Origin of the sequence: Plastoroseomonas hellenica (assembly GCF_018129085.1) — a bacterium.
Classification (GTDB): domain Bacteria; phylum Pseudomonadota; class Alphaproteobacteria; order Acetobacterales; family Acetobacteraceae; genus Plastoroseomonas; species Plastoroseomonas hellenica.
Genome location: NZ_JAAGBB010000029.1, coordinates 31,130 through 57,174, shown reverse-complemented (window position 1 = coordinate 57,174; position 26,045 = coordinate 31,130). Strand labels below are relative to the sequence as shown.

General features: G+C 69.0%; 26 protein-coding genes. 12 read left to right on the top strand and 14 right to left on the bottom strand.

Features of this window, described 5'->3' with window-relative positions; genetic code table 11:
* Nucleotides 1-420 precede the first annotated feature (420 nt).
* Nucleotides 421-2,484 (top strand): ATP-dependent helicase, encoded by a 2,064-nt coding sequence (locus tag GXW71_RS22130; protein WP_211854860.1) that lies wholly within the window; start codon nt 421-423, stop codon nt 2,482-2,484.
* A gap of 132 nt (nt 2,485-2,616) precedes the next feature.
* Nucleotides 2,617-3,741 (top strand): LLM class flavin-dependent oxidoreductase, encoded by a 1,125-nt coding sequence (locus GXW71_RS22125; protein ID WP_211854859.1) that lies wholly within the window; start codon nt 2,617-2,619, stop codon nt 3,739-3,741.
* Between the two features lie 28 nt (nt 3,742-3,769).
* Here GXW71_RS22125 and GXW71_RS22120 read toward each other — a convergent pair whose 3' ends face one another.
* A complete protein-coding gene (locus GXW71_RS22120) occupies nt 3,770-5,026 on the bottom strand; it encodes a flavin-dependent oxidoreductase (RefSeq protein ID WP_211854858.1) in 1,257 nt (418 codons plus the stop codon).
* 35 nt (nt 5,027-5,061) lie between these two features.
* On the opposite strand from GXW71_RS22120, the gene GXW71_RS22115 reads away from it, so the two are divergent.
* Nucleotides 5,062-5,526, top strand: a complete 465-nt coding sequence (locus GXW71_RS22115) for a MarR family winged helix-turn-helix transcriptional regulator (protein WP_211854857.1) — start codon at nt 5,062-5,064, stop codon at nt 5,524-5,526.
* Between the two features lies 1 nt (nt 5,527).
* On the opposite strand, the gene GXW71_RS22110 is transcribed toward GXW71_RS22115, so the two are convergent.
* The 4 genes from GXW71_RS22110 to GXW71_RS22095 form a co-directional block, all read right to left on the bottom strand.
* A complete protein-coding gene (locus GXW71_RS22110; RefSeq protein WP_246526774.1) occupies nt 5,528-6,664 on the bottom strand; it encodes an acyl-CoA desaturase in 1,137 nt (378 codons plus the stop codon).
* A gap of 281 nt (nt 6,665-6,945) precedes the next feature.
* Nucleotides 6,946-7,125 (bottom strand): hypothetical protein, encoded by a 180-nt coding sequence (locus GXW71_RS22105; RefSeq protein ID WP_211854855.1) that lies wholly within the window; start codon nt 7,123-7,125, stop codon nt 6,946-6,948.
* 96 nt (nt 7,126-7,221) lie between these two features.
* Nucleotides 7,222-7,374 carry a hypothetical protein gene (locus GXW71_RS22100; protein ID WP_211854854.1) on the bottom strand — a complete coding sequence of 51 codons (153 nt, stop codon included), beginning with the start codon at nt 7,372-7,374 and terminating at the stop codon, nt 7,222-7,224.
* A gap of 415 nt (nt 7,375-7,789) precedes the next feature.
* Nucleotides 7,790-9,547, bottom strand: coding sequence for a flavin-containing monooxygenase (locus tag GXW71_RS22095; protein WP_211854853.1), 1,758 nt, complete (start codon nt 9,545-9,547; stop codon nt 7,790-7,792).
* A gap of 190 nt (nt 9,548-9,737) precedes the next feature.
* On the opposite strand from GXW71_RS22095, the gene GXW71_RS22090 reads away from it, so the two are divergent.
* On the top strand, nt 9,738-10,532 hold the full coding sequence (locus GXW71_RS22090) for an SDR family NAD(P)-dependent oxidoreductase (RefSeq protein WP_211854852.1): 795 nt from the start codon (nt 9,738-9,740) through the stop codon (nt 10,530-10,532).
* A 56-nt stretch (nt 10,533-10,588) separates the two neighbouring features.
* Here the strand turns inward: GXW71_RS22090 and GXW71_RS22085 are convergent, their stop codons facing one another.
* From GXW71_RS22085 to GXW71_RS22060, 6 genes are all read right to left on the bottom strand, one after another.
* The gene (locus tag GXW71_RS22085; protein WP_211854851.1) at nt 10,589-11,524 is read right to left on the bottom strand and encodes an aminotransferase class IV; all 936 of its coding nucleotides are present in this window, start codon (nt 11,522-11,524) and stop codon (nt 10,589-10,591) included.
* A gap of 23 nt (nt 11,525-11,547) precedes the next feature.
* Nucleotides 11,548-12,333: an amino acid ABC transporter ATP-binding protein gene (locus GXW71_RS22080; RefSeq protein ID WP_211854850.1), complete on the bottom strand. Its 786-nt coding sequence runs from the start codon at nt 12,331-12,333 to the stop codon at nt 11,548-11,550.
* A 10-nt stretch (nt 12,334-12,343) separates the two neighbouring features.
* Entirely contained in the window at nt 12,344-13,009 is a 666-nt protein-coding gene (locus GXW71_RS22075) for an amino acid ABC transporter permease (protein ID WP_211854849.1), read from the bottom strand.
* 3 nt (nt 13,010-13,012) lie between these two features.
* The gene (locus GXW71_RS22070) at nt 13,013-13,678 is read right to left on the bottom strand and encodes an amino acid ABC transporter permease (protein ID WP_211854848.1); all 666 of its coding nucleotides are present in this window, start codon (nt 13,676-13,678) and stop codon (nt 13,013-13,015) included.
* 23 nt (nt 13,679-13,701) lie between these two features.
* Nucleotides 13,702-14,541: a transporter substrate-binding domain-containing protein gene (locus tag GXW71_RS22065; protein ID WP_211854847.1), complete on the bottom strand. Its 840-nt coding sequence runs from the start codon at nt 14,539-14,541 to the stop codon at nt 13,702-13,704.
* Nucleotides 14,542-14,606: 65 nt separating this feature from the next.
* Complete coding sequence (locus GXW71_RS22060; protein WP_211854846.1) at nt 14,607-15,479, bottom strand: TauD/TfdA dioxygenase family protein; 873 nt, start codon at nt 15,477-15,479, stop codon at nt 14,607-14,609.
* A 101-nt stretch (nt 15,480-15,580) separates the two neighbouring features.
* On the opposite strand from GXW71_RS22060, the gene GXW71_RS22055 reads away from it, so the two are divergent.
* Nucleotides 15,581-16,519, top strand: a complete 939-nt coding sequence (locus GXW71_RS22055; RefSeq protein ID WP_211854845.1) for a LysR substrate-binding domain-containing protein — start codon at nt 15,581-15,583, stop codon at nt 16,517-16,519.
* On the opposite strand, the gene GXW71_RS22050 is transcribed toward GXW71_RS22055, so the two are convergent.
* Nucleotides 16,472-16,969 carry a MarR family winged helix-turn-helix transcriptional regulator gene (locus GXW71_RS22050; protein WP_211854844.1) on the bottom strand — a complete coding sequence of 166 codons (498 nt, stop codon included), beginning with the start codon at nt 16,967-16,969 and terminating at the stop codon, nt 16,472-16,474. The genes GXW71_RS22055 and GXW71_RS22050 overlap by 48 nt on opposite strands.
* A gap of 75 nt (nt 16,970-17,044) precedes the next feature.
* Here GXW71_RS22050 and GXW71_RS22045 point away from each other — a divergent pair, with 75 nt between their 5' ends.
* Both GXW71_RS22045 and GXW71_RS22040 read left to right on the top strand, forming a co-directional pair.
* Nucleotides 17,045-17,506: a RidA family protein gene (locus GXW71_RS22045; protein ID WP_211854843.1), complete on the top strand. Its 462-nt coding sequence runs from the start codon at nt 17,045-17,047 to the stop codon at nt 17,504-17,506.
* Between the two features lie 79 nt (nt 17,507-17,585).
* Nucleotides 17,586-18,569, top strand: a complete 984-nt coding sequence (locus GXW71_RS22040) for a tripartite tricarboxylate transporter substrate-binding protein (protein ID WP_211854842.1) — start codon at nt 17,586-17,588, stop codon at nt 18,567-18,569.
* A gap of 119 nt (nt 18,570-18,688) precedes the next feature.
* Here GXW71_RS22040 and GXW71_RS22035 read toward each other — a convergent pair whose 3' ends face one another.
* Together GXW71_RS22035 and purB are read right to left on the bottom strand one after the other, a co-directional pair.
* On the bottom strand, nt 18,689-19,720 hold the full coding sequence (locus GXW71_RS22035) for a tripartite tricarboxylate transporter substrate-binding protein (protein WP_211854841.1): 1,032 nt from the start codon (nt 19,718-19,720) through the stop codon (nt 18,689-18,691).
* Between the two features lie 97 nt (nt 19,721-19,817).
* Nucleotides 19,818-21,185: an adenylosuccinate lyase gene (purB, locus tag GXW71_RS22030; RefSeq protein WP_211854840.1), complete on the bottom strand. Its 1,368-nt coding sequence runs from the start codon at nt 21,183-21,185 to the stop codon at nt 19,818-19,820.
* A 155-nt stretch (nt 21,186-21,340) separates the two neighbouring features.
* On the opposite strand from purB, the gene GXW71_RS22025 reads away from it, so the two are divergent.
* From GXW71_RS22025 to GXW71_RS22005, 5 genes are all read left to right on the top strand, one after another.
* Entirely contained in the window at nt 21,341-22,066 is a 726-nt protein-coding gene (locus GXW71_RS22025; RefSeq protein ID WP_211854839.1) for an IclR family transcriptional regulator, read from the top strand.
* A gap of 209 nt (nt 22,067-22,275) precedes the next feature.
* Complete coding sequence (locus tag GXW71_RS22020; protein ID WP_211854838.1) at nt 22,276-23,916, top strand: alpha-glucosidase; 1,641 nt, start codon at nt 22,276-22,278, stop codon at nt 23,914-23,916.
* Between the two features lie 137 nt (nt 23,917-24,053).
* Complete coding sequence (locus GXW71_RS22015; protein WP_211854837.1) at nt 24,054-24,347, top strand: hypothetical protein; 294 nt, start codon at nt 24,054-24,056, stop codon at nt 24,345-24,347.
* A 208-nt stretch (nt 24,348-24,555) separates the two neighbouring features.
* Nucleotides 24,556-24,945: a copper resistance CopC family protein gene (locus GXW71_RS22010; RefSeq protein WP_211854836.1), complete on the top strand. Its 390-nt coding sequence runs from the start codon at nt 24,556-24,558 to the stop codon at nt 24,943-24,945.
* Nucleotides 24,942-25,841: a copper resistance D family protein gene (locus GXW71_RS22005; protein ID WP_367617347.1), complete on the top strand. Its 900-nt coding sequence runs from the start codon at nt 24,942-24,944 to the stop codon at nt 25,839-25,841. Before GXW71_RS22010 ends, GXW71_RS22005 begins: the two co-directional genes overlap by 4 nt.
* Nucleotides 25,842-26,045 lie beyond the last annotated feature (204 nt).

Below are 26,045 nucleotides of genomic sequence, written 5' to 3'. Positions count from 1 at the left end.
GCAGGTTTCCCTCTCAGCTCCCAGGCGCCATATCCAGGCGCGCATGGGGCCGAGTGCTGTGGTGGTGCCCGATCCACCTCCGCCGAATTTCCCAAAGCGATGGCGCAGCGGACCAGTCGTCCCGTGCAGCCCCAGTATGCGGCCGAGTGCCTGCTTCGGCGGGAGGCGTCGGCGCCTGTCCGGCTCCATCACTGGGCAAGATCGCGACATTGGTCTGATCGGCAAGCCGCGGCGTCACAGTCACCTCCTTCGACTACGGATGTCCTAAGGACGATCAAGGAGAGGCCGATCCGACAGCGGAGCCTGCTTCGACCGCCCGGGGGGCGGAGCTGTCGCCCACGAGCGTCGCCGGAAGCCGAGGCCATTGCGAACAAAACGGGAAACTGAGAAGGTCGCCGCCTTCCAGACCCGAATCGCGCGATGGCCGTTCCTTACCTCGAAAAGCTCAACCCGGAGCAGCGGCGCGCGGTCGAGCACGGCATCACCGGCGCGCACCCCTCCGGGCCGCTGCTGGTCATCGCAGGTGCCGGTTCGGGCAAGACGAACACCCTGGCGCACCGGGTCGCCCATCTCCTTGTCCACGGCGCCGACCCGCACCGCATTCTCCTGATGACCTTCTCCCGCCGGGCGGCCGCCGATCTCGGCCGCCGCGCGGAGCGGATTTGCGCGCAGGTCCTTGGCGAGCACGCCGGGATCATGGCGGCCGGGCTGCCATGGGCCGGGACCTTCCACAGCATCGGGGCCCGGCTGCTGCGCGAGTATGCCGGGCAGATCGGGATCCAGCCGGACTTCTCCATCCACGACCGCGAGGATGCCGCCGACCTGATGAACCTGGTTCGCCACGAACTCGGGTTCTCGAAGACGGAGAGCCGCTTCCCGACCAAGGCCACATGCCTCGAGATCTATTCGCGCGCGGTGAACAGCGGCGAAGCGCTGGCCGACGTGCTGCGCGACGTCTTCCCCTGGTGCACCCGCTGGGAGACGGAGCTGCGGGCGCTTTTCGCCGCCTATGTCGAGGCGAAGCAGGCGCAGAGCGTGCTCGATTACGACGACCTGCTGCTCTACTGGGCGCAGATGCAGGCCGATCCCGGCATCGCCGAGCATGTCGGCAGCCGCTTCGACCACGTGCTGGTCGACGAGTACCAGGACACGAACCGGCTGCAGGCGACCATCCTGCTGACCATGAAGCCTTCCGGCCGCGGCCTCACGGTGGTCGGCGACGATGCGCAGTCGATCTACGCCTTCCGGGCTGCGACGGTGCGGAACATCCTCGACTTTCCCGCGGCTTTCGATCCGCCTGCCGACGTCGTCACGCTCGACCGCAACTACCGCTCGACGCAGCCCCTCCTGGAGGCGGCGAACGCCGTCATCGGCCTGGCGAAGGAGCGGTTCACGAAGACCCTCTGGACCGACCGCCAATCGGCGCAGCGGCCGGAGCTGGTGACCGTGCGCGACGAGATGGAGCAGGCGCGCTTCGTCGCAACCCGGGTGCTCGAGAACCGGGAGATGGGAGCGACGCTGAAGCAGCAGGCCGTGCTGTTCCGGACCGCGAGCCATAGCGCGATGCTGGAGGTCGAGCTGACCCGCCGCCGCATCCCCTTCGTGAAGTTCGGCGGCCTGAAGTTCCTGGACAGCGCCCATGTCAAGGACCTGCTGGCGCTGCTGCGCTTCGCCCAGAACCCCAGGGATGTCGTCGCCGGGTTCCGCGTCATGCTGCTGGTCCCGGGTGCCGGTCCCTCGACGGCTCGTCGCGTGCTGGACGGCATGGCCGATCAGCCGCGCCCGATCCATGCGCTCGCCAACATGCCGGTGCCGCCGCGGCTGGGCGAGGAATGGCGGCGCCTGGTCGAGGTCATGACCGAGCTGCACGGCGGCAAGGCGGGATGGCCGGCCGAGATCGACCTCGCGCGGCGCTGGTACGAGCCGATTCTCGAGCGCGTGCACGAGGACGCGCCGACGCGCCTTGCCGATCTTCTCCAGCTCGAGCAGATTGCCGCGGGGTATCCCTCCCGCGAGCGCTTCCTGACCGAGCTCACCCTGGACCCGCCCGATGCCACCAGCGACCAATCGGGCGTTCCCCACCTCGACGAGGACTACCTGATCCTGTCGACCATCCACTCCGCCAAGGGCCAGGAATGGCGTTCGGTCTACCTGCTGAACGCCGTGGATGGCTGCATGCCATCAGATCTCGGCACCGGCTGCGAAGCCGACATCGAGGAGGAGCGGCGCCTGCTCTACGTCGCGATGACACGGGCCAAGGACAGCCTGCACCTCGTCCTGCCGCAGCGGTTCTTCACGCATTCGCAGCGCGCCCAGGGCGACCGGCACGTCTACGCGTCGCGGACGCGATTCATCCCGCGCGAGATTCTGGACCACTTCGAGTTCGTCAGTTGGCCCGGAGCAGCGGCAGCCGCGGCAGCCGCGGGGCTGCGCAGCGGAATGCGCGTCGACGTCGCGGCGCAGATGCGGGGGATGTGGCGGTAATGGCTGGTGCTGTTCTTTTGCGGCGGCACAGCACGGGTACCGAAGCCACTCAAGCCTGAGCGATCCCTCGCTTTCCGGTTGCACCCGCGCAGCGGGAGGCGTTCCCTTCGGCGATCCGGGGCAACACCGGAGATGGAGGAACGCGAGATGGAGTTCGGCTATTTCACCATGCCGTCCCACCCGCCGGAGCGCGGGTTGAAGGCCGGGCACGACTGGGATCTCCAGACCTTCCGCTGGCTCGACGAGCTCGGCTTCTCGGAGATCTGGGTCGGCGAACACCACACCGCGCCGTGGGAGCCTCATCCCGCCCCGGATCTGCTGATCGCCCAGGCGCTCCTGCAGACCAGCCGCATCCGCATCGGCCCTGGCGGCTTCCTGCTGCCCTACCACCACCCGGCGGAGCTCGCGAACCGCGTGGCGATGCTCGACCACCTGTCCGAGGGAAGGCTCAATTTCGGCATCGCCGCTTCGGGTCTGCCGAGCGACTGGGCGATGTTCAACGTGGATGGGATGAGTGGCGCCAACCGCGACATGACGCGCGAGGCGCTCGACATCATCCTGAAGCTCTGGAGCAGCGAGGCGCCTTTCCACTACGGAGGCAAATACTGGCAGGTCGACAGGCCCGAGACGATGTTCGGCTTCCTCAAGCCGCATATCAGGCCCCTGCAGGCGCCGCACCCGCCGATCGGCATCGCCGGGCTGTCGAAGCGGTCGGACACGCTGAAGCTCGCGGGAGAGCGGGGCTTCCTGCCGATGAGCCTGAACCTCAACCCCGCCTATGTCGCGAGCCATTGGGAGAGCGTCGAGGAAGGCGCGCGCAAATCGGGCCGGACGCCGCGACGGGCGGACTGGCGCCTGGTGCGCGAGATCTTCGTCGCCGACACTGACGAGGAAGCGTGGCGCCTCTCGGTCGGCGACATGATGGGCCGGATGATGGGCGAGTACTTCCTGCCCCTGCTCGCCAATTTCGGCTTCAAGGACTACCTCAAGCACGATCCGGCGGTGGCCGATTCCGATGTGACGGTGGAGTACTGCGCGCATCGGAACTGGATCATCGGATCGCCCGACACCGTCGTCCGCAGGATCGAGGACATCTACGCCGATGTCGGCGGCTTCGGGCAGCTCCTGGTGTTCGGCTTCGACTATGCGGGCAAGCCCGAGGCATGGCGGCACTCGCTCGAGCTGATCGCACGCGAGGTGATGCCGCGGGTGAAGCACCTGATGCCGGACGGCCCGCGCCTCGCCGCGGCGCAGTAGCTGCGCGGCGGCGCCGGCGCGAGCCCGTTCAGACCGCTGTGCGCGACCGCACCGAATAGCTGGGGCGCGCGTTCAGCGCGGCGGGCTCGAAGCCCGCGATGCGCTTGTAGGCCTGGGCGATGGCTTCGAGCTCGGCCCGGGGCAGAAAGGCCTCGCGACCGCTGGCGCCGAAGCCCTCCGGCGCGCGCGCCTCGGCGATGTCCAGCACCCGGTCGGGCCCTGCCCCGCGATTGGCCTCGACCAGTGCCGCCGTCGCCGGCCGCCGCGCCGCCTCATAGCCAGCGAGCCCCGCCGCCACTTCGCCGGCCGTCGCCAGATGGAATGCCAGCACGCGGGCATCGATGATGGCCTGCGAGGCGCCGTTGGAACCGATCGGGTACATGGGATGCGCGGCGTCGCCCAGCAGCGTCGCGCGCCCATGCGTCCAGCGCGGCAGCGGGTCGCGATCGACCATGGGGAATTCCCAGACTGCCTCGGTCCGCCGGATCAGCTCCGGCACGGAGAGCCAGGGCCATTCCCAGCGCGTGAAGAGCGGCAGGAAATCCTCGATGGTCCCGGGCCGGTTCCAGTCCTCCCGCGCCCAGGGGGTCGCGGGGTCGACGCGCTTCTCAGCGATCCAGTTGATCAGCGCGGGCCGGTCCGTCGTCGCCGCGCGGATCGGATAGCAGACGAACTTCACGTCGTTGGTGCCGGCCTGGAACATGCTGCGGCCGGTGAGGAAGCCCGGATGCTCCGCGGTCGCGCGCCAGAGAATGCTGCCGTTCCAGCGCGGCGGCCCTTCGTCCGGAAACCACTGCGCGCGGATGGCGCTGTGGATGCCATCCGCCGCCACCACCGCATCACCCCGCGCCGTGCCGCCGCCGGCGAGAAGCAGCGCGGCCCCCGCCCCGTCGCTCTCCACCGCGATGCCGCGCGAGCCGAGGTGGATCGCTTCGGGGAAACGCTCGTGCGCGGCAGCGAGCAGCAGCATCAGCAGCTCGCCGCGATGGATGCTCACCTGCGGCCAGCGGTAGCCGGCATGAAGCCCGCGATCCTCCCGCCAGATCTCCTCGCCATGGCGGTTCAGATAGAGCAGCTCGCGCGTCGGCACGCCGGCTGCGAGCACGCGCTCGCCGAGGCCGAGCTCGGTGAGTTCGCGCATCGCATGCGGCTGGAGGTTGATGCCGACGCCAAGCGGCCTCGGTTCGGGTGCCGCCTCATGCAGCTCGACGCCGATGCCCGCCGCATGCAGCGCGAGGGCGAGCGTGAGGCCGCCGATGCCGCCACCGGCAATGATGACCTTCATGGACCTTTCCTCCGATTGGGACGAAGGATAGGCGGATGCACGAGAATGTTCAACAATTGAACGATTACGACGCCCCGACCGCGTTCGGCCCGCTCACGGCCACCGTCTCCTACGGCCTGAAGCGCGCTTATCTGCGCATGATCAGGGACCTCGAGGCGGCGCTGGCGCCGGAGGGTTTCACGCCCCCGCTGCTGGCCGCGCTTTCCATCGTGGTAGCGAATCCAGGCATCGCGCCCTCGCGCCTGGCCGAGGCGATGGGCCACGGCCGCTCCCGCGCGGCGCCGCTGCTCGACCGCTTGGAAGAGATGCGGCTCCTGGCCCGCGAGGCCGGTGCGGACCGGCGCAGCCTGCAACTGCGCGCCACCCCGGCCGGCGCGGCGATGCTCGCCCGGCTCGAAGCGCTGCTCGCCGCGCATGAGCGGCGCATCACCGAGGGCCTTTCGCCCGAGGAGGCATCGCTGCTGGCCACCCTGCTGGAGAAGGTGGCGCGGGAGGGTTGAGCTATGGGCGACCTTCGGCAGGGGCCGGCAGATGCATGCCGACCGAGATGAGGAGGAGTTCGTGAGCGCGGTCGACGATGTCGTCCAATGACCTGGTCCGCGTGAACATGACCGTCGCCTTGGCCAGGAACGCCTCGCGACCCGGCAGTTGCGGCAGATGCAGGTCCGCGATCGCGCTCGCCGTATTGTCCCGCACACGGATGAGCGCTTCCCGCACCGTGGACAGCTCGAATTCGTGCAGGGCGGCTGCGATGGTAGCGGCGATGCGCTCCGGATTGAACTGCGCCGCCAGTTCCTCCGCCGCGCGATTGACGACGCGCAGGCCCAGCCGCTGCTCGTTCCGCAATACCTGCTCGGGCGGCGTCTTCAGGTCCCACACCACGCCGATCCAGGACAACGCCTTCAGGATGTAGAAGGTCGGATCGATTTCCCACCACCGGAAGCCCTGCCGGACGCTGGCCTGGTAGGCGTGGTGATTGTTGTGCCAGCCCTCGCCCATGGTGATCAGGGCCAGGAACCAGTTGTTGCGGGAATCATCGCCGGTCACATACCGCTTGCTGCCGCGCACATGCGCCAGCGAATTGATGCAGAAGGTGGCGTGATACAGGAGCACCGTGCTCCAGAGGAATCCGACCACGAGGCCGGACCAGCCCCCGATGAGAGCGCACACGGCAGCGAGGATCAGGGCCGGCGCCAACTCCCATCGATGCAGCCACATCAACTCCGGGTACCGCGCCAGATCCGCGACCTTGCTCAGATCGACCCGGTCATGCTTGCGGGCGAATATCCAGCCCACATGGCTGTAGAGGAACCCCGTGTGCCGGGGTGAATGCACGTCCTGCGCGGTATCGGAATGCAGGTGGTGATGCCGGTGCTTGGCGGCCCACCAGAGAACGCTCTTTTGCCCGCTGCTCTGGGCCAGGAAGGCCAGGACGAACTGAAAGACCCTGCTGGTCCCGTAAGCGCGGTGGGAGAAATAGCGGTGGTACCCTCCCCCGATCGCGAACATGCGCAGCCAGTACAGCGTGACGCAGATCGCGACAGCCTGCCATGTAACGCCCGACCAGACCGCGGCAACACATGCGACATGAACGATGATGAATGGAATGGAGGAAGGATAGACAATGTCGTCATGCATGCCAGCGGCATCAGCGTCAGGAGACATACAAGGTCCTTGTTAAGTTTATTATTCGGTGATTTACGCATAGTGCAGCAGAGATATTGCTTATGTGTGTAGTATACGAATATGATGTAATTTCCAATTTGAAATTTGTTACAGATCCCCGCGCCGCATTGTTCCAGCGATCGGCCTCGGCGCCTGTCCCGGCGCGGGCGCGGCATCCGGCCGGCGGGGGTCAGGCATGAAAAAAGGCGGATCCCTGCGGATCCGCCCTTGTCTTCAGGCCGGCAGTCCGGCGGTCATTCGCCGTTGTCGGTGTTGTACTGCAGGGACTGCTGCCTGACGAAGGAGCCGTCCGAGGGACCGGCGAGCTGCGTGCGGGTCGCCGGGGTCTCGTCGACAACATCGGCGGCCATCGCCACGCCGGCCAGGCCAAGGGTCGAGGCCGCGAGCACGGCCGCCATCAGAACACGCTTCATGAGATCAATTCCTTCTCGTTCGTGCGGCCCGTCATCGGCGCCGCAATCAGGCGCCCCGGCCGTGGGCACGCCCGTGCTGGAGGAGCAACGCCAGAATTACTGGCCGTTGTTGGTGCTGTACTGCTGCGACTGCTGCTTGATGAACGAGCCCTCGGAGCTCGGCACCACAGTGCGGTCATTGGCCATGGCCATGTTGGCGAGGCCCAGGGTCGAAGCGGCCAGCAGGGTCGCGATCATAAGGCGCTTCATGACACACATCCTTCTCTAGAGGTGCGGCCCACTCACGGCACCGCACCAGGACGGCCATTCGGTAAAGTCGATTCCGCCACTCCTGCCCAGACTCGGCCTTCTCAAGAAGGCTTCATCAAGCGCAGAATCTGTAATCTGCTCGGCATATCGGACAGAAGGCTTTGCATCCTCCAGGTTCCCTGGGCAGATGCTGCGGCTGTGGGTGTCGGATACTCGACTTCGCTGATGGTCAACTCACCGGCGACTTCTGGTCGCCTTCGGTGTGACGCAGGTATGCCACCTTCATATTTCTGACGCAAACCGACACTGGTCGGCACAGATATGCGTAATATGCATGGACACGCTCGCGTGCATGCTGTTGACCCTGACGATACCGTTCAGTCACGCGTCTGCGGCACGGATCGGCCGGAGCCGGTCAGCCGGCGATGCCGAGCTCCCGCGCCTTGATCTGCAGTGCAAGCACCTTGGAGAAGATCCGGCACTGCGCCAGGCCGCCGGCGTGGAACCACAGTCCGGGCTGTCCGGTCGGGCGCCACATCCCGTGCAGTTCCCCTTCCTCGTCGAAGCCCCAGACGCGTCCGATGCGGTCGCCCACCGCATCGCCCAGGATGCGCCGCGCCGCCGCCGCCTGCCCCTCATAGCCCGTCGCGAGCACGATGAGGTCGGCCCGTGTCACGCTGCCGTCCTTCATGATCGCGCCTTCCGCCCCGAAGCGCGCGATGTTGTCGAACTGGATCAGCCCGATGCGGCCATCGATGATCATCTGCGAACAGCCGGCGTCGAAGTAATACCCGCCGCCCCGGTTCAGATACAGGAACTGCCAGCCAGTCCCGTCCTCTCCGGAGCTCAGCCGGAAGCCGCGCTTCTCCAGCCCCGCCAGCAGCGCCTGGTCCGCGTGGCGATTCATCGTGGTCATGCGCTGATGCGACCGGCGATAGACCGGGTAAGGGAAGGAGGTCGCCAGCAGATCCTTGTCCTCGAAGGGGATCTCTTCGTCGTAGAGCGCATAGGGTGCCTGGGCCTCCTTCAGGCTCACCACCAGCGTCGGCCGCCGCTGGATCAGCGTCACCTCCGCCGCGCCGGAGACGACGAGATCCTGCGCCACGTCATGCCCTGAGGTGCCGGTGCCAAGCACCAGCGCCCGCTTGCCCTCCCACTCGAGCCCGCTGCCATAGGCGCCCGAATGGTGCACCGTGCCCCGGAATTCCCGGAGTCCAGGCAGGTCCGGCATGATCGGGATGGAGCTGACGCCGTTCGCCATGACGATATGGCGCGGGCGCATGCGCCGCTCCGCGCCGTCGCCGCGCGTCAGCGTGACGTCCCAGCACTGCGCGGCCGCGTCCCAGGTGCCGGCGGTGAGCGCGGTCTGCGCCCAGACATTGAGCTCCATCGCCTCGGCATAGATCTCGAACCAATTGGCCAGCATGTCCTTCGGGATGAAAACCGGCCAGGAGCGCGGGAAGGGCATGTAGGGCAGGTGGTTGACGCGCGTCTCGTTGTGCAGCGTCAGCGCGTGGTAGCGCTGCCGCCAGGAATCCCCGATGCGCGCCTCCCGGTCGACGACCAGCGTGTCGACGCCGAGCATGGTCAGCCGCGCGGCGACGGAGAGCCCTGCCTGCGCCGCGCCCACCACCAGCACCGCGGGACCGCGGTCGGCATAGGCGCGCGCGCGGTTGCGCCGATCGAGCCAGTTCTCGCCGCCGAAGTTCCGCTTCCAATCGACATCCTGCCAGCGCTGGCCATTGGCCGGGTCCTCATGGCCGCGGATCTCGGCAAGTGCCGTCATCAGCGTCCAGGCGCGCGGCACCCCCGCATCGGACACCAGCCGCACCACGCCGTCGCAAGGGCCCACCGTGGTCTCGAAGGTGAAGATCGCCTCGATCGCCTCTGTGCCCGCGCGCTGGATGCGTCGCGGCGGGGTTCGTCCGGCGGCGATCGCGAACCCATGCGGCGCCATGCGCGGCAGCGCCGGCGCAATTCGCGCCGCGATGGCAGAAACGCCGGAGGCTGTGCGGATATTCCAGGTGAAGGCGAGAATGTCCCGCCAATGGCATTCGGGCGCGAAGAGCACCGCGATCCGTGTGGTGTCGCCCGAAGCCAGCGCCGCTTCGAAATCGCGGAGCCAGCCCCTGGCCGCAGCTTCTGCCGAAGAGTCGGTCAGGATGCCATCCATGGCGTGGTCTCCTCCGGTCGCGCGCCATCGCCGCGGCGCGGATGCTTTGGCCGGATACTGGCCGGCGCCGGCCAGCGCGGCAATCACCCGGCAGCCGGTCCACGATCGCTTGATGGATCCGGCCGTTGTCTTCGCGAGGCGCTGCACTAGGCTGCCTGATCAGAAGCCCTGTCAGAAAAGGGGGGAGGAAATGGCCGAGGATTGGCTTGGGCTTGCGGGCCGCACCGCGATCGTCACCGGCGCAGCCGGTGGCATGGGCATCGCGATCGCGGAGAGCTTCGTCGCCGCGGGCGCCGCGGTCGCGCTGCTCGACCGCAATGAGGAGGGGTGTGCGCGCCTGGCCGGAGCGCTGTCGGCGCGAGGCGGCAAGGTTTTCGCCATCGCCTGCGACATCGCCGATGCCGGTTCCGTGCAAGCCGCGTTTGCCGCGGCGCGGGACGCGCTGGGCCCCGCCGACATCCTCGTCAACAATGCGGGGCTGCTGCGCCCCGGCCCGCTGGCCGAGCTGCCGCTGGCCGAATGGAATGCCCTGCTGGCGGTGAACCTGACCGGCTACCTGCTGTGTGCCCAGGCGGCCCGCCCCGGCATGATCGCGCGCGGTGGCGGCGGCATCATCCACATCGCCTCCATCGCCGCCAGCAATCCGCAGCCGCGCAGCGGCGGCTACAGCCCGAGCAAGGCCGGGGTCGCCATGCTGTCGCGGCAATTGGCGCTGGAATGGGGCCCCGATGGCATCCGCAGCAACATCGTGAGCCCGGGGCTGATCCGCACGCCCATGTCTGAGGCCTTCTACCAGGCGCCCGGCGTCGCCGAGCGCCGCGCCGCGATGGTACCGGGGCGCCGCGTCGGCACGCCGCAGGACATCGCCGATGCCGTGCTGTTCCTGGCGAGCGGGCGGTCCGGCTATGTGAACGGCGCGGAGATCCTGGTGGATGGCGGGCTGGATCAGGTGATGATGGATCTGGTGCCCCGTCCCGGCTTCTGACCCACACTGCGGCACGTCATCGAGGCGACAGGGTGGCGCGGCGGCCGTCCTGCCCCTCAGGCCGCCTGCACCCAGCCCTCGTAGATTGCCGACAATCGTGCGGTCAACGGCCCGGAGCCACCCGATCCGATGCGGCGACCGTCGATCCTGGTGACCGGCGTGATGCCGCCAAGCGTGCCCGTGGCAAAGGCCTCGTCCGCGCCATAGGTCTCCGCCAGGGTGAAGTCGGTCTCGCGCACCGTCACCCCATTCTCCCTCGCGAGCGCCATGATCGTCGCATGCGTGATGCCGCGGAAACTGTAGCGGCCGGTCGAGGTCCACAGCTCACCGCCGCGCACGATGAAGAAGTTGGTCGAGTTGCAGCTCGCAACGAAGCCCATGGGATCGAGCATCAGCGCCTCGTCGGCGCCGGCGTTGATCGCCTGGATCAGCGCCTGGATCAGGTTCAGGCGGCTGTGCGAGTTCAGCCGCAGGTCGAAGACGTCGGGCGCGCTGCAGCGGATCGCCGAGGTGAAGAGCGACAATCCGCGTGCCTTGGCTTCCGGCCTTGGCTTCTTGTACTCGGCGATGATGACCATGGTCGGCTTGCCGATGGCGAAGCGCGGATCCTGGTTCGGCGTTGTCTTGCGGCCGCGGGTGATCATCAGGCGGATATGCACGCCGTCGGTCATGCCGTTGCGGTCCAGGGTGGCGCGGATGGCGGCGACCACTTGCTCCCGCGTCATGCGCAGATCCATGGCGATGGCATTGGCGCCCTGGAACAGCCGGTCCATATGGGCATCCAACGACAGCAGGCGACCCTTGACCAGGCGCAGCCCCTCCCAGACGCCATCGCCCAGCACGAAGCCGGCATCGAAGACGGAGACGACGGCCTTGTCGCGGGTGACGAAATCGCCGTCGACATAGAGCAGCACATCGGCGTTGCGCGGGTCATCCACATAGCCTTGCGCGCTGTCGCTGGCGGCGGTCGGCACGGAGACGGTGTCGGTCATGGCAGGCTCCGGTCGGCAGGAGGTCAGAAGGTGAATTCGGCGTGGCTGGCCAGGAAGGCGCGGGTGCGCTCGCGCTGCGGGTGGCGGAGCACCGCATCGGGCGTCCCCGTCTCATGGAAGACACCATCGGCCAGGAAGATCACACGGGTGGCGACATGGAAGGCGAAGCCCAGCTCATGCGTCACGAGCAGCATGGTGGTGCCGTCCTCCGCCAGGGTGCGGATGCTGCGCAGCACTTCCCCCACCAGCTCCGGGTCGAGGGAGGAGGTCGGCTCGTCGAACAGCATGACCTCCGGTTCCATCGCCAATGCGCGGGCGATGGCGACGCGCTGCTGCTGGCCGCCGGACAAGCGCGCGGGATAGGCGTCCAGCTTCTCGGCCAGGCCGACGCGATGCAGCTGTGCCAGCGCCTTCCCCCGCGCCTCGGCACGCGGCAGGCGCTTGACCGTGCGCAGCCCCTCCATGACGTTCTCGATCACCGTCATATGCGGGAAGAGGTTGAACTGCTGGAACACCATCCCGACGCGCTGGCGCACGCGGCAGAGCGCCGCCGGCGAATAGGCCGTGGTGACGCGGCCGTCGCGGTGGCGGCGCGGCGCACCGATCGGCACGCCGTCCAGCAGCACCTCGCCTTCGCTCGGCGTCTCCATGAAGTTCAGGCAGCGCAGCAGCGTGCTCTTGCCCGAGCCGCTGCCACCGATGATGGCGATGCGCTCGCCGGCGCGGACCTGCAGGTCGATCCCGCGCAGCACCTCGATCGGGCCGAAGCGCTTGCACAGGCCGCGTGTCTCCAGAACGATGTCAGCCATCCCGCTCCCTTCAGCCATGCCGTGCCAGCCGGCGCTCCAGCCAGGCGGAGAGCAGGCTGCCTGGCCAGATCACCATGAAATAGATCAGCGCGACCGTGGTGAGGATCTCCATCGGCCGGTAGTAGGTCGCACTCAGCAGGCGGCCCTGGTACATCAGCTCTTGCACCGCGAGCACGGAGGCGAGGGAGGTGGTCTTGGCCAGCTCGATCGCCCGGTTGGTGAAGGCCGGCAGCATCAGCCGCAGCACCTGCGGCAACACCACGCGACGCAGCACCGCGGCATGGGTCATGCCGAGCGCGCTGGCGCCTTCCCACTGGCCGCGCGGCACCGCCTGCATGCCGCCGCGGAAGATCTCCGCCGCATAGGCCGAGGTGTTCAGCGACAGGCCGATCACCGCCGCGGCGAAGGGCGTGAGCTGCACCCCGATCACGATCGGAAAGGCGTAGTAGAACCAGATCAATTGGATCAGCGCCGGGGTATTGCGGAACAGCTCGACATAGCAACGGGCGAGGAGGCGCAGCGGCGCGGCCGCCGCCATGCGCCCCAGCGCGATCACGAAGCCCGCAGCCAGCCCGAACGCCAGCGCCGACAGCCAGAGCTGCAGCATGACACCGAGCCCGCGCAGCAGCACAGGCAGGTTCTCCAGCACGATGGCGAAGTCCCATTCATAGGCCATCGCCTAGCGGAAGGCCGTCATGCGGCGCTCGGCGAACCCGGCCGCGCTGCTGAACAGGAAGAGCAGCAGGACATACATGCCCGCCAGGACGGTGTAGGTCTCGAGCGGGCGGAAGGTCGCGCTGTTCACCTGCGTCGCGCGGAACAGCAACTCGCCATAGGCCAGGGTCGAGGCGAGGGAGGTGGTCTTCAAGAGCTCGAAGGAACGCTCCAGGAAGGGTGCGACCATGCGCGTCATGGCCTGCGGCAGGATGATGCGCCGCATCGCCTGGCCGTCGGTCATGCCGAGCGCGCGGCCGGCTTCCCATTGCCCCGGGCCGAGCGAGCGGATGCCGCCGCGGAAGACCTCGGCATAGAAGGCGGCGGACTGGGTGGCGAGCGCCAGGGTGGCGGCGAGGAAAGCGTCCAGGCTGACGTCCAGCACCACCGGCATGGCGAAGTAGAACCAGAAGAAATGCACGATGGCGGGCGTGTTGCGGTAGAACTCGACGAAGGCGGCGGCCGGCCAGCGCAGCAGCCATCGCGGCGACAGCCGCATCAGCGCCAGCACCAGTCCCAAGGCAACGCCGAGCCCGATCGCCGCCGCGGCGATGCGCAGCGTGCCGATCAGACCATCCAGCAGCAGCGGCGCCTGGGCGAGGACGGCGCCGAAATCCCAGTCATAGCGCATGCGGGCAGCCCGCCTTCGCCCTCCTACAGGCCCCAGGCCTCGCGCGTGATGCCGGGCGTGGTCGCCGGGTCGATGTTGCGGCTGCGCAGATAGGTCTCGAACAGCGACTGCGTGGTGCCGTTCTCGTAGTAGTCCCTGAAGCGCGCGCTCAGCCAGTCCTTCCACTGCGTGTCGGGTTCGCGGCGGATGCCGGCGCTGGTCGGCACGGCATTGACCGGCCTCGGCAGCGTGATCGTTCCCATGCGCAGCCGCGCCCGCTGCGCGATCAGCGCCGGGTGGAACTGCAGCACCACGTCGATGCGCCGCGCGGCGAAGGCCGCGACGGTTTCGTCGTTGGAGGCGAAGCGCTCTATGGTCGATCTCGTCAGCTTCTCGGAGGCGAAGCGGTCGATGGTGGTGCCGAGAACCAGGCCGATCCTGAGGCCCGGCCTGTCGAGCTCAGCCCATTCGGTGGCATGCGTGTCGCCGCGGGTCATGGCGCCGAGCGCGTAGTAGAGGAAGGGACTGTCGGGGAAATCGATGGCCTGGCGGCGCTGCTCGGTCGGGTCCAGCACGAACATGATGTCGATCTGGTTGGCCTGGATCGCGGCAACGGAATTGCCCCAGGTCGTCTCGATCGGGACCATCCGGACGCCAAGCGTCTCGGCCAGCTTCTCGCCATAGGCGACGGCGGCCCCGCGCCAGACCTCCGTCGCCGGATCCTTGTAGAACCATGGTTCAGCGGCGGTGACGCCGATGCGCAGCGCGCCGCGCGCCCTGATCTGCGACCAGGTCGAGCCGTCCTGCGCCGCGGCAGGGCGGATGGCGGGCGCCGCAAGCAGCCCCGCCGCGCCTGCCAGCAGCAGCTGTCGTTTTCCGAGCATGCGCATGCGCCTCCAGCATTCCCAATCGGCGTTCGGCCCTGTGCCTGGCAATTCCCGCGCCGCCTTCAGCCGGGCGGCGTCCCCTTGATCGTCACGCGGTGCATCTCGCGGCGCCAGCCGTGATAGTCATTGGCCGCGTAGTGCATGGTCGAGCGATTGTCCCAGAAGGCGATCGAGCCTTGCTGCCAGCGGAAGCGCACCTGGTTCTCCACCTTGATCGCGTGGTCCCAGAGGAAGCGCAGCAGCGGCAGGGATTCCTCGCGGGTCCAGCCCTCGAAGCGCCAGGTGAAGGTTTCCGAGACGAAGAGGCATGGCAGGCCGCTGCCTTCGTGCACGCGCACCACCGGATGCACCGCTTCCCGCAGCTTGCTGAAGGCGCTGGCCTGGACGGTGGTCGAGACCTCGCCGGCGCGGGCGGCGGCGCGTTCCAGCTGTCCGCGGTTGTCGTGGATGGCGCGCAGCCCGCGGAGGGTCGATTTCAGCCCATCCGAGAGGGTCTCGTAGGCGCGGTGCATGTCGCACCAGAGCGTGTCGCCGCCGGCGGGCGGCACCTGGTGGGCGTAGAGGATCGAGCCCATCGGCGGCACCGGCGCGAAGCTCATGTCCGAATGCCATATCTCACCGATATTGTAGCGGTCGTCCGGCTCCTTCACGATCAGCATCACCTCGGGGTGGTCCGGGACATGGCCGAAGATCGGGTTGACGTCGATCGGCCCGAAGCGGCGGGCGAAATCGAGCTGCTGCTCCGGCGTGATCGCCTGGTCGCGGAAGAAGACGACCTTGTAGCGGTGCAGCGCGTCGCGGATCCCCGCAACCTGTTCTTCCGCCAGGGGCTGTGCCAGGTCGATGCCGTGCAGCTCGGCGCCGATGGTCGGGTTCAGGGGACGGATCTCGATCCCGTCCCGACGCTGCATCATGGGGGCTTGCAGGGCTGTCATGCGGGCCACCTGCGCTGTGTCGATCCTGTGACTGTCGCATCGGCCCGCGGGGAGCGTCCAATATTGCTTTGCCTTCCGCTCCATACTTCGAAGATATGACGATGGAGCTGCGCCACCTTCGCTACTTCGTCGCCCTGGCGGAGGAGCTGCATTTCGGCCGTGCCGCCGTCCGGCTGGGCATGGCGCAGCCACCGCTCTCGGTGCAGATCCGTGCGCTGGAGACCGAGATCGGGGCGCCGCTGTTCGAGCGGCACGCGCGCGGCGTGCGGCTGACCGCGGCCGGGCAGGCCTTCCTGGGCCCCGCGCGGGACGTCCTGGAAGGGGCCGCGGATGCCGCGGCGGTGGCGCGGGATGCCGCGGCGGGGCGAGGCGGCCGGTTGGTGCTGGGCTACATGCACAGCCTGGCGCTCGGGGCACTGCCGCGACTGCTGCCGCTGCTCCGCGCCGCCTGCCCGGGCGCCACGCTGGAATTGCGGGAGCTCGACGCCTCGACGAACGAGGCCGCTGTCGTCGAGGGGCTGGTCACTGCCGGTCTCTGCCGCCCACCGGTGCGGCACCCCGATGTCATCGCCGAGGTCCTGGCGCCGGAGCGACTGATCCTGGCCATGCCCGACAGCAGCGCCCTGGCGCACCACGACGCCGTGCCGGTGGCGGCGTTGGCCGACCAGACCCTGATCGGCCTGCCGCGCGCCGCAGCGGAAGCCGGGTTGGCGGCGACGATATCGACCTTCCTGGAACGGCACGGCGTGCGGCCGCGGACGCGCCAGTCCTTCCGCACCGTGCAGACCGCGCTCGGGCTGGTGCTGGCCGGGGAAGGCGTTGCCATCGTGCCGGAGACGGCGGCCTTGATGGCCGTCCGCGGCATCGCTTTCCGCCGCTTTGCCGAGGACGAGATATGGACCGAAACCGCGCTCTGCTGGCGGAGCGACACGCGCAACCCGCTCATCACGCCGCTGCTCGATGCCGCAAGGCGGGCGCTGGGAGGGGGGCCGTCAGCCCTGCTTCTCGAGCACGAGCAGCAGCCGGCGCGCCAGGCCTGAAAAGACCTCCCGCTCCTCCGGCGCCAACTCGGCGACCAGTGCCCGGGCGGCCGCGAAATGCGCCGGCACCGCCTGCTCGGCCAAAGCGAGCCCCGCCGGCGTGAGGCGCACGAGCTGCGCACGCCGGTCGGCCGGGTCGGGGCTGCGCTCCGCAAGCCCGGCCGCCACCAGCCGGTCGATCCGCTTGGTCATGGCGCCCGATGATAGCAGGCACCAGCGCGACAGCTCCCCGGGGCGCATAGCGTTCCCGGGCGCGCGCAGCAGCGTCGCCGCCAGGTCGAACATGTCCCAGCTCAGGCCGAAGGGCGCCAGCCACGCCTCGATCCGGCGGCGGAACTGCGCCTCGATCCGGGAGACACGGCCGAGGATGTGCAGATGCGAGGCGTCCATCCCGGGCCGTGCTTCCTGCCAGGCCTCGGCCAGCTCATCCACGATGTCGCGTTCACGCATTTATCTTTCCATCAAATATCTTGACAGGAAGCTATTACAGGCGATGAGATGCAGCCACCCGTCAGGAGGCCGCACATGCCGCAAAGACCCCCGTTCCGGCTATCCCCGACCAACAACCGCCTCGGCGAGATCCAGACCCAGCCCGAGCGCCAGGCGGACATGCCCTATGCCCCGGCCATCCGGGTGCGCGGCGGCGGCGACCTGCTCTACGTCTCCGGCGCCACCCCATCGCCCCTCTACCACCATCACCCACACCGGCCGGAGGAGCACGACCACCCCGTCCGCATCGAGGACCAGGCGACCCGCGTCTTCGACACGCTCGGCGCCATCCTCGCGCATGAGGGCCTGGCCTGGACCGATGTGGTGAAGGTGACCCGCTACCTGACGGATATGCGCGACCAGGATGGCCTCAATGCCGTGCAGGGCCGGTACTTCGAGAGCTGGCGCCCGGTGAGCACGACCGTCTGCATCAACCAGCTCTCTACGCCCGGGGCGCGGGTCGAGGTCGACCTCGTGGCCGCCTATCGCCCGGACTGACAGCGCCCGCGCCGCGCCGGCGTCCCCACCGCTGCCCGGCGGCCGATCGTTCGCATCTCACGCAGAAGGAAGCTCCGCGATGAAGAGACGTTCGCTGCTGATCGGGGGCGCCGCCGCCATGGCCGCGGCATGGTTTGGCCCCGCACCGGCCCTGGCGCAGGCTTGGCCCACGCAGCCGATCACCATGATCATCCCCTTCGCGCCCGGGCCGATCGACGGCGTGGCGCGGGTGATCGCGGAGGCGATGGGCCGCGACCTCGGCCAGCCGCTGGTCATCGAGAACATCCCCGGCGCCGGGGGGACGGTCGGCGTCGCCCGCGCCGCGCAGGCGCGGCCCGACGGCTATCGCCTGCTGATGCACAATATCGGCATGTCCACGGCGCCGACGCTGTACCGGCGCCTCGCCTACGACCCGGTCAAGGATTTCGAGCCGATCGGGCTGATGAACCGCAACCCGATGGTCTGGATCGGCCGGCCGAACTTCCCGGGCAGCACGCTGGCGGAAATGGTCGACTATCTGCGGCGGCAGGGCGCCCAGGCGAACCTCGCGCATGCCGGGCTCGGCTCCTCCTCGCAGCTCTGCGCCATGCTGATGCAGGCGGCGCTGCGCATGCAGGCGACGACGGTGCCCTATCGCAGCTCGGGCGAGGTCTTCCCGGAGCTGAGCGCCGGCCGGATCGATCTCTATTGCGACCAGACGACCAGCGCGCTCGGCCAGGTCCACGGGCGCTCGGTGCGCGCCTTCGCGCTCGCAGCGCCCCAGCGCCTGCCGGCCCTGCCCGAGGTGCCGACAACGGCCGAAGCGGGGATGCCCGATTTCCAGCTCAGCATCTGGCAGGCGCTGTTCGCACCAGCGGGCACGCCGCAGCCGGTCATCCAGCGGCTGAACCGCGCCTTGCGCGTGGCGCTGGCCGATGCCCGCGTCACCGCCCGGCTGACCGAGCTTGGCACCGCGCCCGAGCCCGAGGCCACCGGCACGCCGGAGGCGCTGCGCGAGCTGCTGGCGCGCGAGGTCGCGCGCTGGCGGCCCATCCTGCAGGCCGCCGGGGAATTCGCGGATTGAGGCGGTCCAGCCGGGCCGCTTCAAGCGGTCGGCGGTCGCAGGCCCAGGAGTCACCGAGCAGGTGACGCGCGGCCGCGATGACCGTCTCGGCCGGTGGTGGTGGTCACGAATATCCCTCCCTAGTCGAGCTGCAGCCTGGCCCGGCGCTGCAGCTCCTCCCAGCCGCGGATCTCGCGATCGAGTAGTTCGCCGAGCTCCTGGCGCGTACCGCCGACGAATTCGATGCCTTCCTCGCGGAAGCGCGCCCGCAGCGTCTCGTCGGCCAGCGCTTCGTTGACCACGGCGTTCAGCCGGTCCAGCACCGGCTCCGGCGTGAGGGCGGGCGCGAAGAGGCCGCTCCAGCTCGAGACGTCGAAGCCGGGGAAAGTCTCGGCGACCGAGGGCACTTCGGGCAGGATGGGCGAACGCTCGCGCGAGCTGACGGCGAGCGCCCGGGCGCCGTTGCGCAGCATCGGCAGGGCTTCGATCACCTGCGCGAAACTGCCATGCACGCGGCCGCCGGTGACATCGAGCGCGGCTTGCGCGCCGCCGCGATAGGGCACGGTGACGATCCGGATCGCGGCGCGGTCGGCGAGCAGCTCGGCCGCCATGCGTGGCGCCGTCAGGCTGCCGGAATTGGCGAGGTTCAGCTCGCCCGGCCGGGCCTGTGCCCAGGCGATCAGCCCACCCACATCCTGCACCGAGGCGAGCGCCGGCCCGGCGACCAGCACATAGGGTTGTCGCGCCAGCCGTACGACCGGCGTCAGGACCCGGCGCGGATCGCCCGGCTGCTGGTTCGGTTGCAGCGCCGCATTGATCGAAAGCGATGGCGTGCCAATGAACAGCGTATGGCCGTCAGGCGTGGCACGCGCCACATGGGCCGCGGCGAGCAGGGTGGAGGCGCCCGGCTTGTTGTCCACCAGCACGGTGGTGCCGAGGGTCGCCGAGAGGCGTTCCGCGAGCGCGCGGGCGACGGTATCGACGCCGCCGCCGGGCGGGAAAGGCACGATCAGCGTGACCGGGCGGCTGGCGAAGCTGACCGGCTGCGCCGAAGCCCCGGCGATCGTCGCAGTGGCCAGGGCCAGCGCCAGCGCCAGCGCCGCGCTGGCCAGGCGCCGCCCAATGGCAACGCGTCCCGGCAAAGGTGGGCTACAGGATGGCGGTTTGGACATTGCGTGGCTCCCCGATTTTTTCCCAGCGCGCCCCGCTTAGTTCAGGGCCGTTCAGCTCCATGGTGCTCCGCCGTCGCTCTCTCCCCGGCGTCGATGTCTAGTCGTTCAGCCAGCCGCTCTCGCGCACCCGCGCCAGCACGCGGTCGATGCTCGCGCTAATCTGGCCGAGATAGCCCGCCGGCTCGGTGAGGCTCCGGATCTCCTCCTCCTCGAGCACTGCGGCGATCCGGGGATGGCGGCGCATCGCGTCGGCGAAATCCAGCCGGTTCTCGATGCCGTGCATCGACGCTTCGTAGACCCATTCATGGGCGTTCTGCTTGCCGACCTTGGTGCCGAGCGCGAGCATAACCCGCTCGGACAGCACATAGCCGCGCATGACGTCGAGGTTGCGCCGCATGGCATCGGCATCGACGCGGAGGGCGCGGAGCAGGTCCGCCGTCTGGGACAGCATGGCGCCGGCGATCAGGCAGCATTCCGGCATCGCCTTCCATTCGGTCTTCCAGGCGATGCCGTCGCGCTCATGCTCGGCCACCATCGCCTCGGTCATCAGCGTCGCGCTGTAGCGGAGCGCGCGCGACAGGCAGGCGATGTTCTCGGCCAGCACCGGGTTGCGCTTGTGCGGCATGGTCGAGGAACCGAGCTTGCCTTCGTTGAAGCCTTCCTCGACCTCGGCGATCTCGTTGCGCTGCAAGTTGAGCAGCTCGTTGCCGATCTTGCCGAGCGTGCCGCCGATGAGCGCGAGGAGGTTCGCATACTCGGCGAAGCGGTCCCGCGCCGGCGCCCAGCTGATGTCGGGCACCGCGAGGCCGAGGCCTTCCAAGGTCAGCCGCTCAACCGCGCGCGCCTCCGGCCCGTAGGAAGCCTGGGTGCCGACCGCGCCGACCAGCAGGCCGACGAAGATGCGCGGCTCGATTTCCTTGAGCCGGATGTGGTGACGCTCGACTTCATCGAGCCAGATCGCGCATTTATGGCCGAAGGTGATCGGCAGCGCCTGCACTGCATGGGTGCGCCCCGCCATGACCGTGCCGCGATGCGCTTCCGCGAGGCGCGCGAGCTCGCGGCCGATCGCGCTGATATCGCGCAGGAAGGCCGCATGCGCGTCCCGGATCTGCAGAACCATGCCGGTGTCGAGGATGTCCTGCGTGGTCGCGCCGTAATGCAGCCACTGGCCGGTCTCGCCGGGGCAGAGCGCCTGGAACTGCCGGAGCGTCGGCACCAGGGAATGCTTGATGCGCCGCGTCTCGGCCCCGAGTTTCGCCAGATCGATCCGCTCTGCCCGTGCCTGGCCGGCGATGCCACGCGCCGCTTCCTCGGGGATGATGCCGAGGCGCGCCTGCGCGGCGGCGAGGGCAGCCTCGATGTCGAGCCATTTCTGGATGCGGTTGGTTTCCGAGAAGATGCGGCGCAGCTCCTCGCTGCTCCAGAGATGCTGGAGCGCCTGCATGTCGAAGACGGAAACGCTCATCGGCCCGGACGTCGTCCCTGGCATGGCCATCGAGGTCATGCGCCACTCCCCTGGGCTTGCATTTCATTCACTGAAATGCTTTTCATTGTACGAACGAGCCTAGGCGAGGGGCCGCTGGCATGTCCAGCGCCCGATGATCGAGCAGGAGGAACCCCTTGGAGGCATCCCCTGACGTGCTGGAAAGGCGGCCGCCGGCTGGCGTGCTGGACCGCGCTTTCGCCGTCCTCGGCTGCTTCTCCGAGAGCCGGCTCCGGCTGCATCTTCGGGACTTCGCCCAGGCGACCAGCCTCGACAAGGCGACCTTGCTGCGGCTGCTCGGCACCCTCGCCCGCCACGGCTATGTCCAGCGCGAAGAGGATGGCCGCTACGCGCCCGGGCCGACGCCGCTGCGGCTGGGCGCGCTCTACCGCGCGACCTCGGACCTCAGCACGCGCATGCCGGCGGTGCTCCAGCGCGTCATGCAGCAGACCAGGGAGAGCGCCGCCTTCTACACCCGCAATGGCGGCGACCGGGTCTGCCTGTTCCGGGTCAACGCGCGCCGCGAGCTGCGCCACCATGTTGAGGTCGGGGACCATGTCCCACTGGCCGAAGGGGGTTCCTCGGTCCACGTCCTGCTCGCCCATACCGGCGGGTCCACCCCACTTGCCGCCGCGGTGCTGGCCCGCGGCTATGCGATCACGCGCGCGGAGCGCACGCCCGAGCTTGCATCGGTATCGGTGCCGGTATTCGAGGGGGACGGCGCCTTCCTCGGCGCGCTCGCCGTGGTCGGCCTGGGCAGCCGCCTGACGGATGCGGCGCTCCTGGCGGCGGTGGATATCGCGGCCAACGAGTTGCGGGCGCAGGGCTTCTTTCCAAGGCCGCCCAGTCCAGACAGTGCCTGACAAGGTGACGCAAGCACCACCACCCGAAGCCACAGGGCGATAGGCGGCATGAAAATACTACCGCCGCGCGATAGTTCCGGCGCCACATAAAGAAGAAAATACGGCGGCACTGCCTTCGATCTGTCACGAAACCTTGATTATTTAACCTTCCCGGCGGTAATCGCCGTCCAGCGACGACGAGCCCGGACCAGCCGGGTCGATTTGGGGGCATGGTGACGCAGGACGAAGACTGGTGGCGCGGCGCGGTCATCTATCAGATCTACCCGCGCAGTTTTCTCGACAGCGACGGCGACGGTGTGGGGGATCTGCGCGGTGCCATCGCGCGCCTCGATCACGTGGCTGCCCTCGGCGCCGATGCGGTCTGGCTCTGCCCCTTTTATAGCTCGCCGCAGGATGATTTCGGCTACGACGTCTCCGATCACGTCACGGTCGATCCGCAATTCGGGACCATGGCGGATTTCGACGCCTTCCTCGCCGCTGCCCATGCGCGCGGCATCAAGGTGCTGATCGACCTGGTCGGCGGCCACACCTCGAGCCGCCATGCCTGGTTCCAGGAAAGCCGCGCGCGCCGCGACGGCGACAAGTCCGATTTCTATGTCTGGGCCGATCCGCGCCCGGACGGCACGCCGCCCAACAACTGGCTGAGCGTCTTCGGCGGTCCCGCCTGGGCATACGATGTCCGCCGGCGGCAATATTACCTGCACCATTTCCTGGTCAGCCAGCCCGCCCTCAACCTCGCGAACCCCGCGGCGCTCGATGCCCTGCTCGCGGTCGGCGAGTTCTGGCTGCAGCGCGGCGTGGACGGCTTCCGGCTGGACGCCGTGGACTTCCTCGCCCACGACCCGGCACTGCGCCCGAACCCCGCGAGCCCCAAGGGCCGGGCGCCCGCCAAGCTCTTCGGCATGCAGGAACACCTGCACGACATGATGCATCCGGACACCTTCGGTATCCTGGCGCGCATCCGCGCACTGGCCGACCGCTACGGCGCCGTCACGCTGGGCGAGGTGTCGAGCCAGATCGGTGCCTATCGCCGCGTGATGGACTACACCCACGGTGATGCGCATCTGCACATGGCCTATACGCTGTCGCCGCTCCGCGACGGTTTCGATTGGCCGACGGTGCGCACCCTGCTCGGCCGCCTGAGCGAAGCCGGCGAGCAAGGCTGGGCCTGCTTCAGCTTCAGCAACCACGACGTCGCACGCGCCGCGACCCGCTGGTCGCCGGGCGGCGTGCCCGATGACCGGCACACCAAGCTGCTGATCGCGCTGCTGCTGTCGCTGCGCGGCACCGCCTGCGTCTATCAGGGCGAGGAGCTCGGCCTGCCCGATGTCGCGCTGACGGAAGAAGAGATTCGTGATCCCTTCGGCCTGGCCTATTGGCCGGACTTCAAGGGGCGTGACGGCAGCCGCACGCCGATGCCCTGGATGGCCACGGCCCCGAATGCCGGCTTCACCGCCGGCCCCACGCCCTGGCTGCCGATCCGCCCCGAGCATGTCCACCGTTCCGTCGATGTCCAGGAGAGCGATCCGGACAGCGTGCTGCGCTTCACGCGCGCGATGATCGCGTTCCGGAAGGCGCATCCCGCCCTCATCCACGGGACGCTGCGCCAGCTCGATCTGCCTGAGCCGCTGATCGGCTTCGTGCGCATGTGGGAAGGGAACCACGTGGTCTGCATCTTCAATCTCTCGGGCGCATCCGCGCGCATCGATCTCGCGCGCGTCGGCGAGGCGACGATCCTGCCCGGCTGCGCCGACGCCCCCGAGATAGATGGGACATCCGCATCGCTCGCGCCTTACGGCGCATTGTTCGCCAGCCTCGTGGACGCACCGGCCCTGCTCCTGGCCGCGTGAATCGGCGCGTCGCCTGATTGCGGCGTTCATACTTTGTCATACGGAAGCAGTGCCTGAAGCCGAGGCACGCTGGGTCTTCCGGTCTACCCTGCGTCCGGCCCGCCTCGACGGGCGCGACACTGCAGGAGACACGCCGGATGATCGACACCAGGACGCTGCGCCACACCGGCCTCACGCTTGCGCTGGGTCTTGCCCTTGCGGCCTGTGCGCAGCCATCGGGCGCCCCACCGGCCCAGCAGGCCGGCGGCATGCAGGGCCACACCATGGCCGGCATGAGCATGCAGCAGATGATGGCGCATTGCGCGGAGATGCGTCAGCAGACGCAATCGGGTGCGACGATGAGCCCCGACATGCGGACGATGATGGCGCATTGCGACCAGATGGCGCCGCAGTCGGGCGCCGCAGCCGGTGCAGGCCAGCACAGGCACTGAACATCGCGCAGCGCGGCGGCGCTGCGCGATGGTCCCATCCATCGGGGATCGTGATCGGCCGCGCATCGGCGGGCGGCCATGCCGCCATGCCCGTTCCCATGTCGAATGATTGCTGACGCGGCCCGGACGGTTCCGTGTCGGGCGTGGGCGCAGCCATGATCCGGCCGCACCGTCCGGCGCGGCCCCGCCTGGAGAATCGGAGTCCACCATGATTGCCTCGCTTCCCCGGCGACGCGCCCTCGCGGCCGCTGTCGCCATCGGCTTCGGCCCGGCCGCCGCGGGTCCGGCGCACGCGCATTCCGAGCTCCATCACACGGAACCCGCGGATGGCGCGGTGCTGCGGGGCTCGCCCCCCGCCATCGCCCTGCTGTTCGCGGCACCCGTGCGGGTGATGACGCTGCGGCTGCTGGATGAGCGCGGCCGCGAGCAGCGCCTGGTACGGGAAGGCGCGCCGGGTGCTGCTGCCACCGAAATCCGCGCGACCGTGCAGGAAGCGCTGCCGCCCGGTGCCTATCGCGTCGAATGGCGCGGCGCATCCCCCGACGGCCATGTCGGCGGCGGCACGCTGAGCTTCCGGGTCGAGCGCGCCGGCCGGTGATCCTGGTCCTGCTCCGCGGTGGCGAGCTCGGCTACGAGGCCGCCGCCGTGGCGCTGCGCGCGACGTATCATACCGGCAGCCTCGGCGGCGCCGGCCTCGCTTTCTTCGCACTGCTGTTCGGACACCGCATGGTCGCGGAAGATACCGCGCGCCTGCGCCGCTGGGCGGCAGGCGCCGCCTTGCTGGGCATCGCAGCGGGCCTTGGCGGGCTGGCTGCCCAGGTCGGCATGCTGATGGGCGGCGAGACACTCCTGGACGCGGCAGCATGGGGCATCCTGCTGCTGTCGCCGGCCGGGGCATCCTACGGCGTCGGCGCCGCCGGCCTGCTGCTCGTGGCGGCACTCGCCTTCGGCGGGCGATGGGCGCCCCTGGCGGCGGCCGGCGGCGTGCTCACCTGCGCCAGCTACGCGCTGCTCGGGCACACGACATCCCTCGCCCCGCGGCCGCTATTCGCGGCCCTGCTGCTGATCCACCTGATGGTCGCCGCCTTCTGGATCGGCAGCCTGCCGCCGCTGGCCTGGGCGGCGCGCCGCGAAGGCCCGCAGGCGGCAAGCCTCGTCGAGGGCTGGGCCAGGATCGCGACCCTGGCGGTGCCGGTGCTGGCCGCGGCGGGCCTCGGGCTCGCCTGGTGGATCCTCGGCGATGCCGGGCAGATCCTCGGCTCCTGGTATGGCCGGGCCCTTCTCGCCAAGATGATGCTCGTCGCAGCGCTGCTGGGTTTCGCCGCCTGGCACCGCTTCCGTCTCACGCCGGCGCTGGCCGCACGCCTGCCCGGCGCCGGGGCCAGGCTGGCCCGCTCGATCGCGGCCGAAGCCGTCGTGGCCGTTCTCGTGCTCTATGCCGCGGCCGAGATGGTCTCGACCTCGCCCGCAGGCATCGCGCACCGGGTGCACTGATCGCGGATGCTCGGCTGGCGCATGATCGCGTGATTCACGGTTTTCGGTGATTCCGCGTCAGCCGATCACGCCTAGAGCATTTTCCGTTCGCTTTGGCTCACTTCAAATGCTCCTGCCCATTGTTTTGATGAGCAGATTCACGCCTCCGGGCGATTCCGCCCTTCGGCGATCTGCTCTAGCCTGCGCCCTCACCTGCGCAGCGCA

Coding starts and splice junctions, on each gene's coding strand:
- purB (WP_211854840.1), bottom strand. CDS start 21,185: ATGAGCGTTTCCGTCTTCGACATGCAGGCGCTCCAGCATCTCTGGAGC.
- GXW71_RS22120 (WP_211854858.1), bottom strand. CDS start 5,026: ATGAAGGTCATCATTGCCGGTGGCGGCATCGGCGGCCTCACGCTCGCC.
- GXW71_RS22115 (WP_211854857.1), top strand. CDS start 5,062: ATGCACGAGAATGTTCAACAATTGAACGATTACGACGCCCCGACCGCG.
- GXW71_RS22090 (WP_211854852.1), top strand. CDS start 9,738: ATGGCCGAGGATTGGCTTGGGCTTGCGGGCCGCACCGCGATCGTCACC.
- GXW71_RS22125 (WP_211854859.1), top strand. CDS start 2,617: ATGGAGGAACGCGAGATGGAGTTCGGCTATTTCACCATGCCGTCCCAC.
- GXW71_RS22130 (WP_211854860.1), top strand. CDS start 421: ATGGCCGTTCCTTACCTCGAAAAGCTCAACCCGGAGCAGCGGCGCGCG.
- GXW71_RS22065 (WP_211854847.1), bottom strand. CDS start 14,541: ATGCTCGGAAAACGACAGCTGCTGCTGGCAGGCGCGGCGGGGCTGCTT.
- GXW71_RS22020 (WP_211854838.1), top strand. CDS start 22,276: ATGGTGACGCAGGACGAAGACTGGTGGCGCGGCGCGGTCATCTATCAG.
- GXW71_RS22040 (WP_211854842.1), top strand. CDS start 17,586: ATGAAGAGACGTTCGCTGCTGATCGGGGGCGCCGCCGCCATGGCCGCG.
- GXW71_RS22105 (WP_211854855.1), bottom strand. CDS start 7,125: ATGAAGCGTGTTCTGATGGCGGCCGTGCTCGCGGCCTCGACCCTTGGC.
- GXW71_RS22100 (WP_211854854.1), bottom strand. CDS start 7,374: ATGAAGCGCCTTATGATCGCGACCCTGCTGGCCGCTTCGACCCTGGGC.
- GXW71_RS22080 (WP_211854850.1), bottom strand. CDS start 12,333: ATGGCTGACATCGTTCTGGAGACACGCGGCCTGTGCAAGCGCTTCGGC.
- GXW71_RS22085 (WP_211854851.1), bottom strand. CDS start 11,524: ATGACCGACACCGTCTCCGTGCCGACCGCCGCCAGCGACAGCGCGCAA.
- GXW71_RS22095 (WP_211854853.1), bottom strand. CDS start 9,547: ATGGATGGCATCCTGACCGACTCTTCGGCAGAAGCTGCGGCCAGGGGC.
- GXW71_RS22050 (WP_211854844.1), bottom strand. CDS start 16,969: ATGCGTGAACGCGACATCGTGGATGAGCTGGCCGAGGCCTGGCAGGAA.
- GXW71_RS22045 (WP_211854843.1), top strand. CDS start 17,045: ATGCCGCAAAGACCCCCGTTCCGGCTATCCCCGACCAACAACCGCCTC.
- GXW71_RS22055 (WP_211854845.1), top strand. CDS start 15,581: ATGGAGCTGCGCCACCTTCGCTACTTCGTCGCCCTGGCGGAGGAGCTG.
- GXW71_RS22035 (WP_211854841.1), bottom strand. CDS start 19,720: ATGTCCAAACCGCCATCCTGTAGCCCACCTTTGCCGGGACGCGTTGCC.
- GXW71_RS22075 (WP_211854849.1), bottom strand. CDS start 13,009: ATGGCCTATGAATGGGACTTCGCCATCGTGCTGGAGAACCTGCCTGTG.
- GXW71_RS22015 (WP_211854837.1), top strand. CDS start 24,054: ATGATCGACACCAGGACGCTGCGCCACACCGGCCTCACGCTTGCGCTG.
- GXW71_RS22070 (WP_211854848.1), bottom strand. CDS start 13,678: ATGCGCTATGACTGGGATTTCGGCGCCGTCCTCGCCCAGGCGCCGCTG.
- GXW71_RS22110 (WP_246526774.1), bottom strand. CDS start 6,664: ATGCATGACGACATTGTCTATCCTTCCTCCATTCCATTCATCATCGTT.
- GXW71_RS22060 (WP_211854846.1), bottom strand. CDS start 15,479: ATGACAGCCCTGCAAGCCCCCATGATGCAGCGTCGGGACGGGATCGAG.
- GXW71_RS22010 (WP_211854836.1), top strand. CDS start 24,556: ATGATTGCCTCGCTTCCCCGGCGACGCGCCCTCGCGGCCGCTGTCGCC.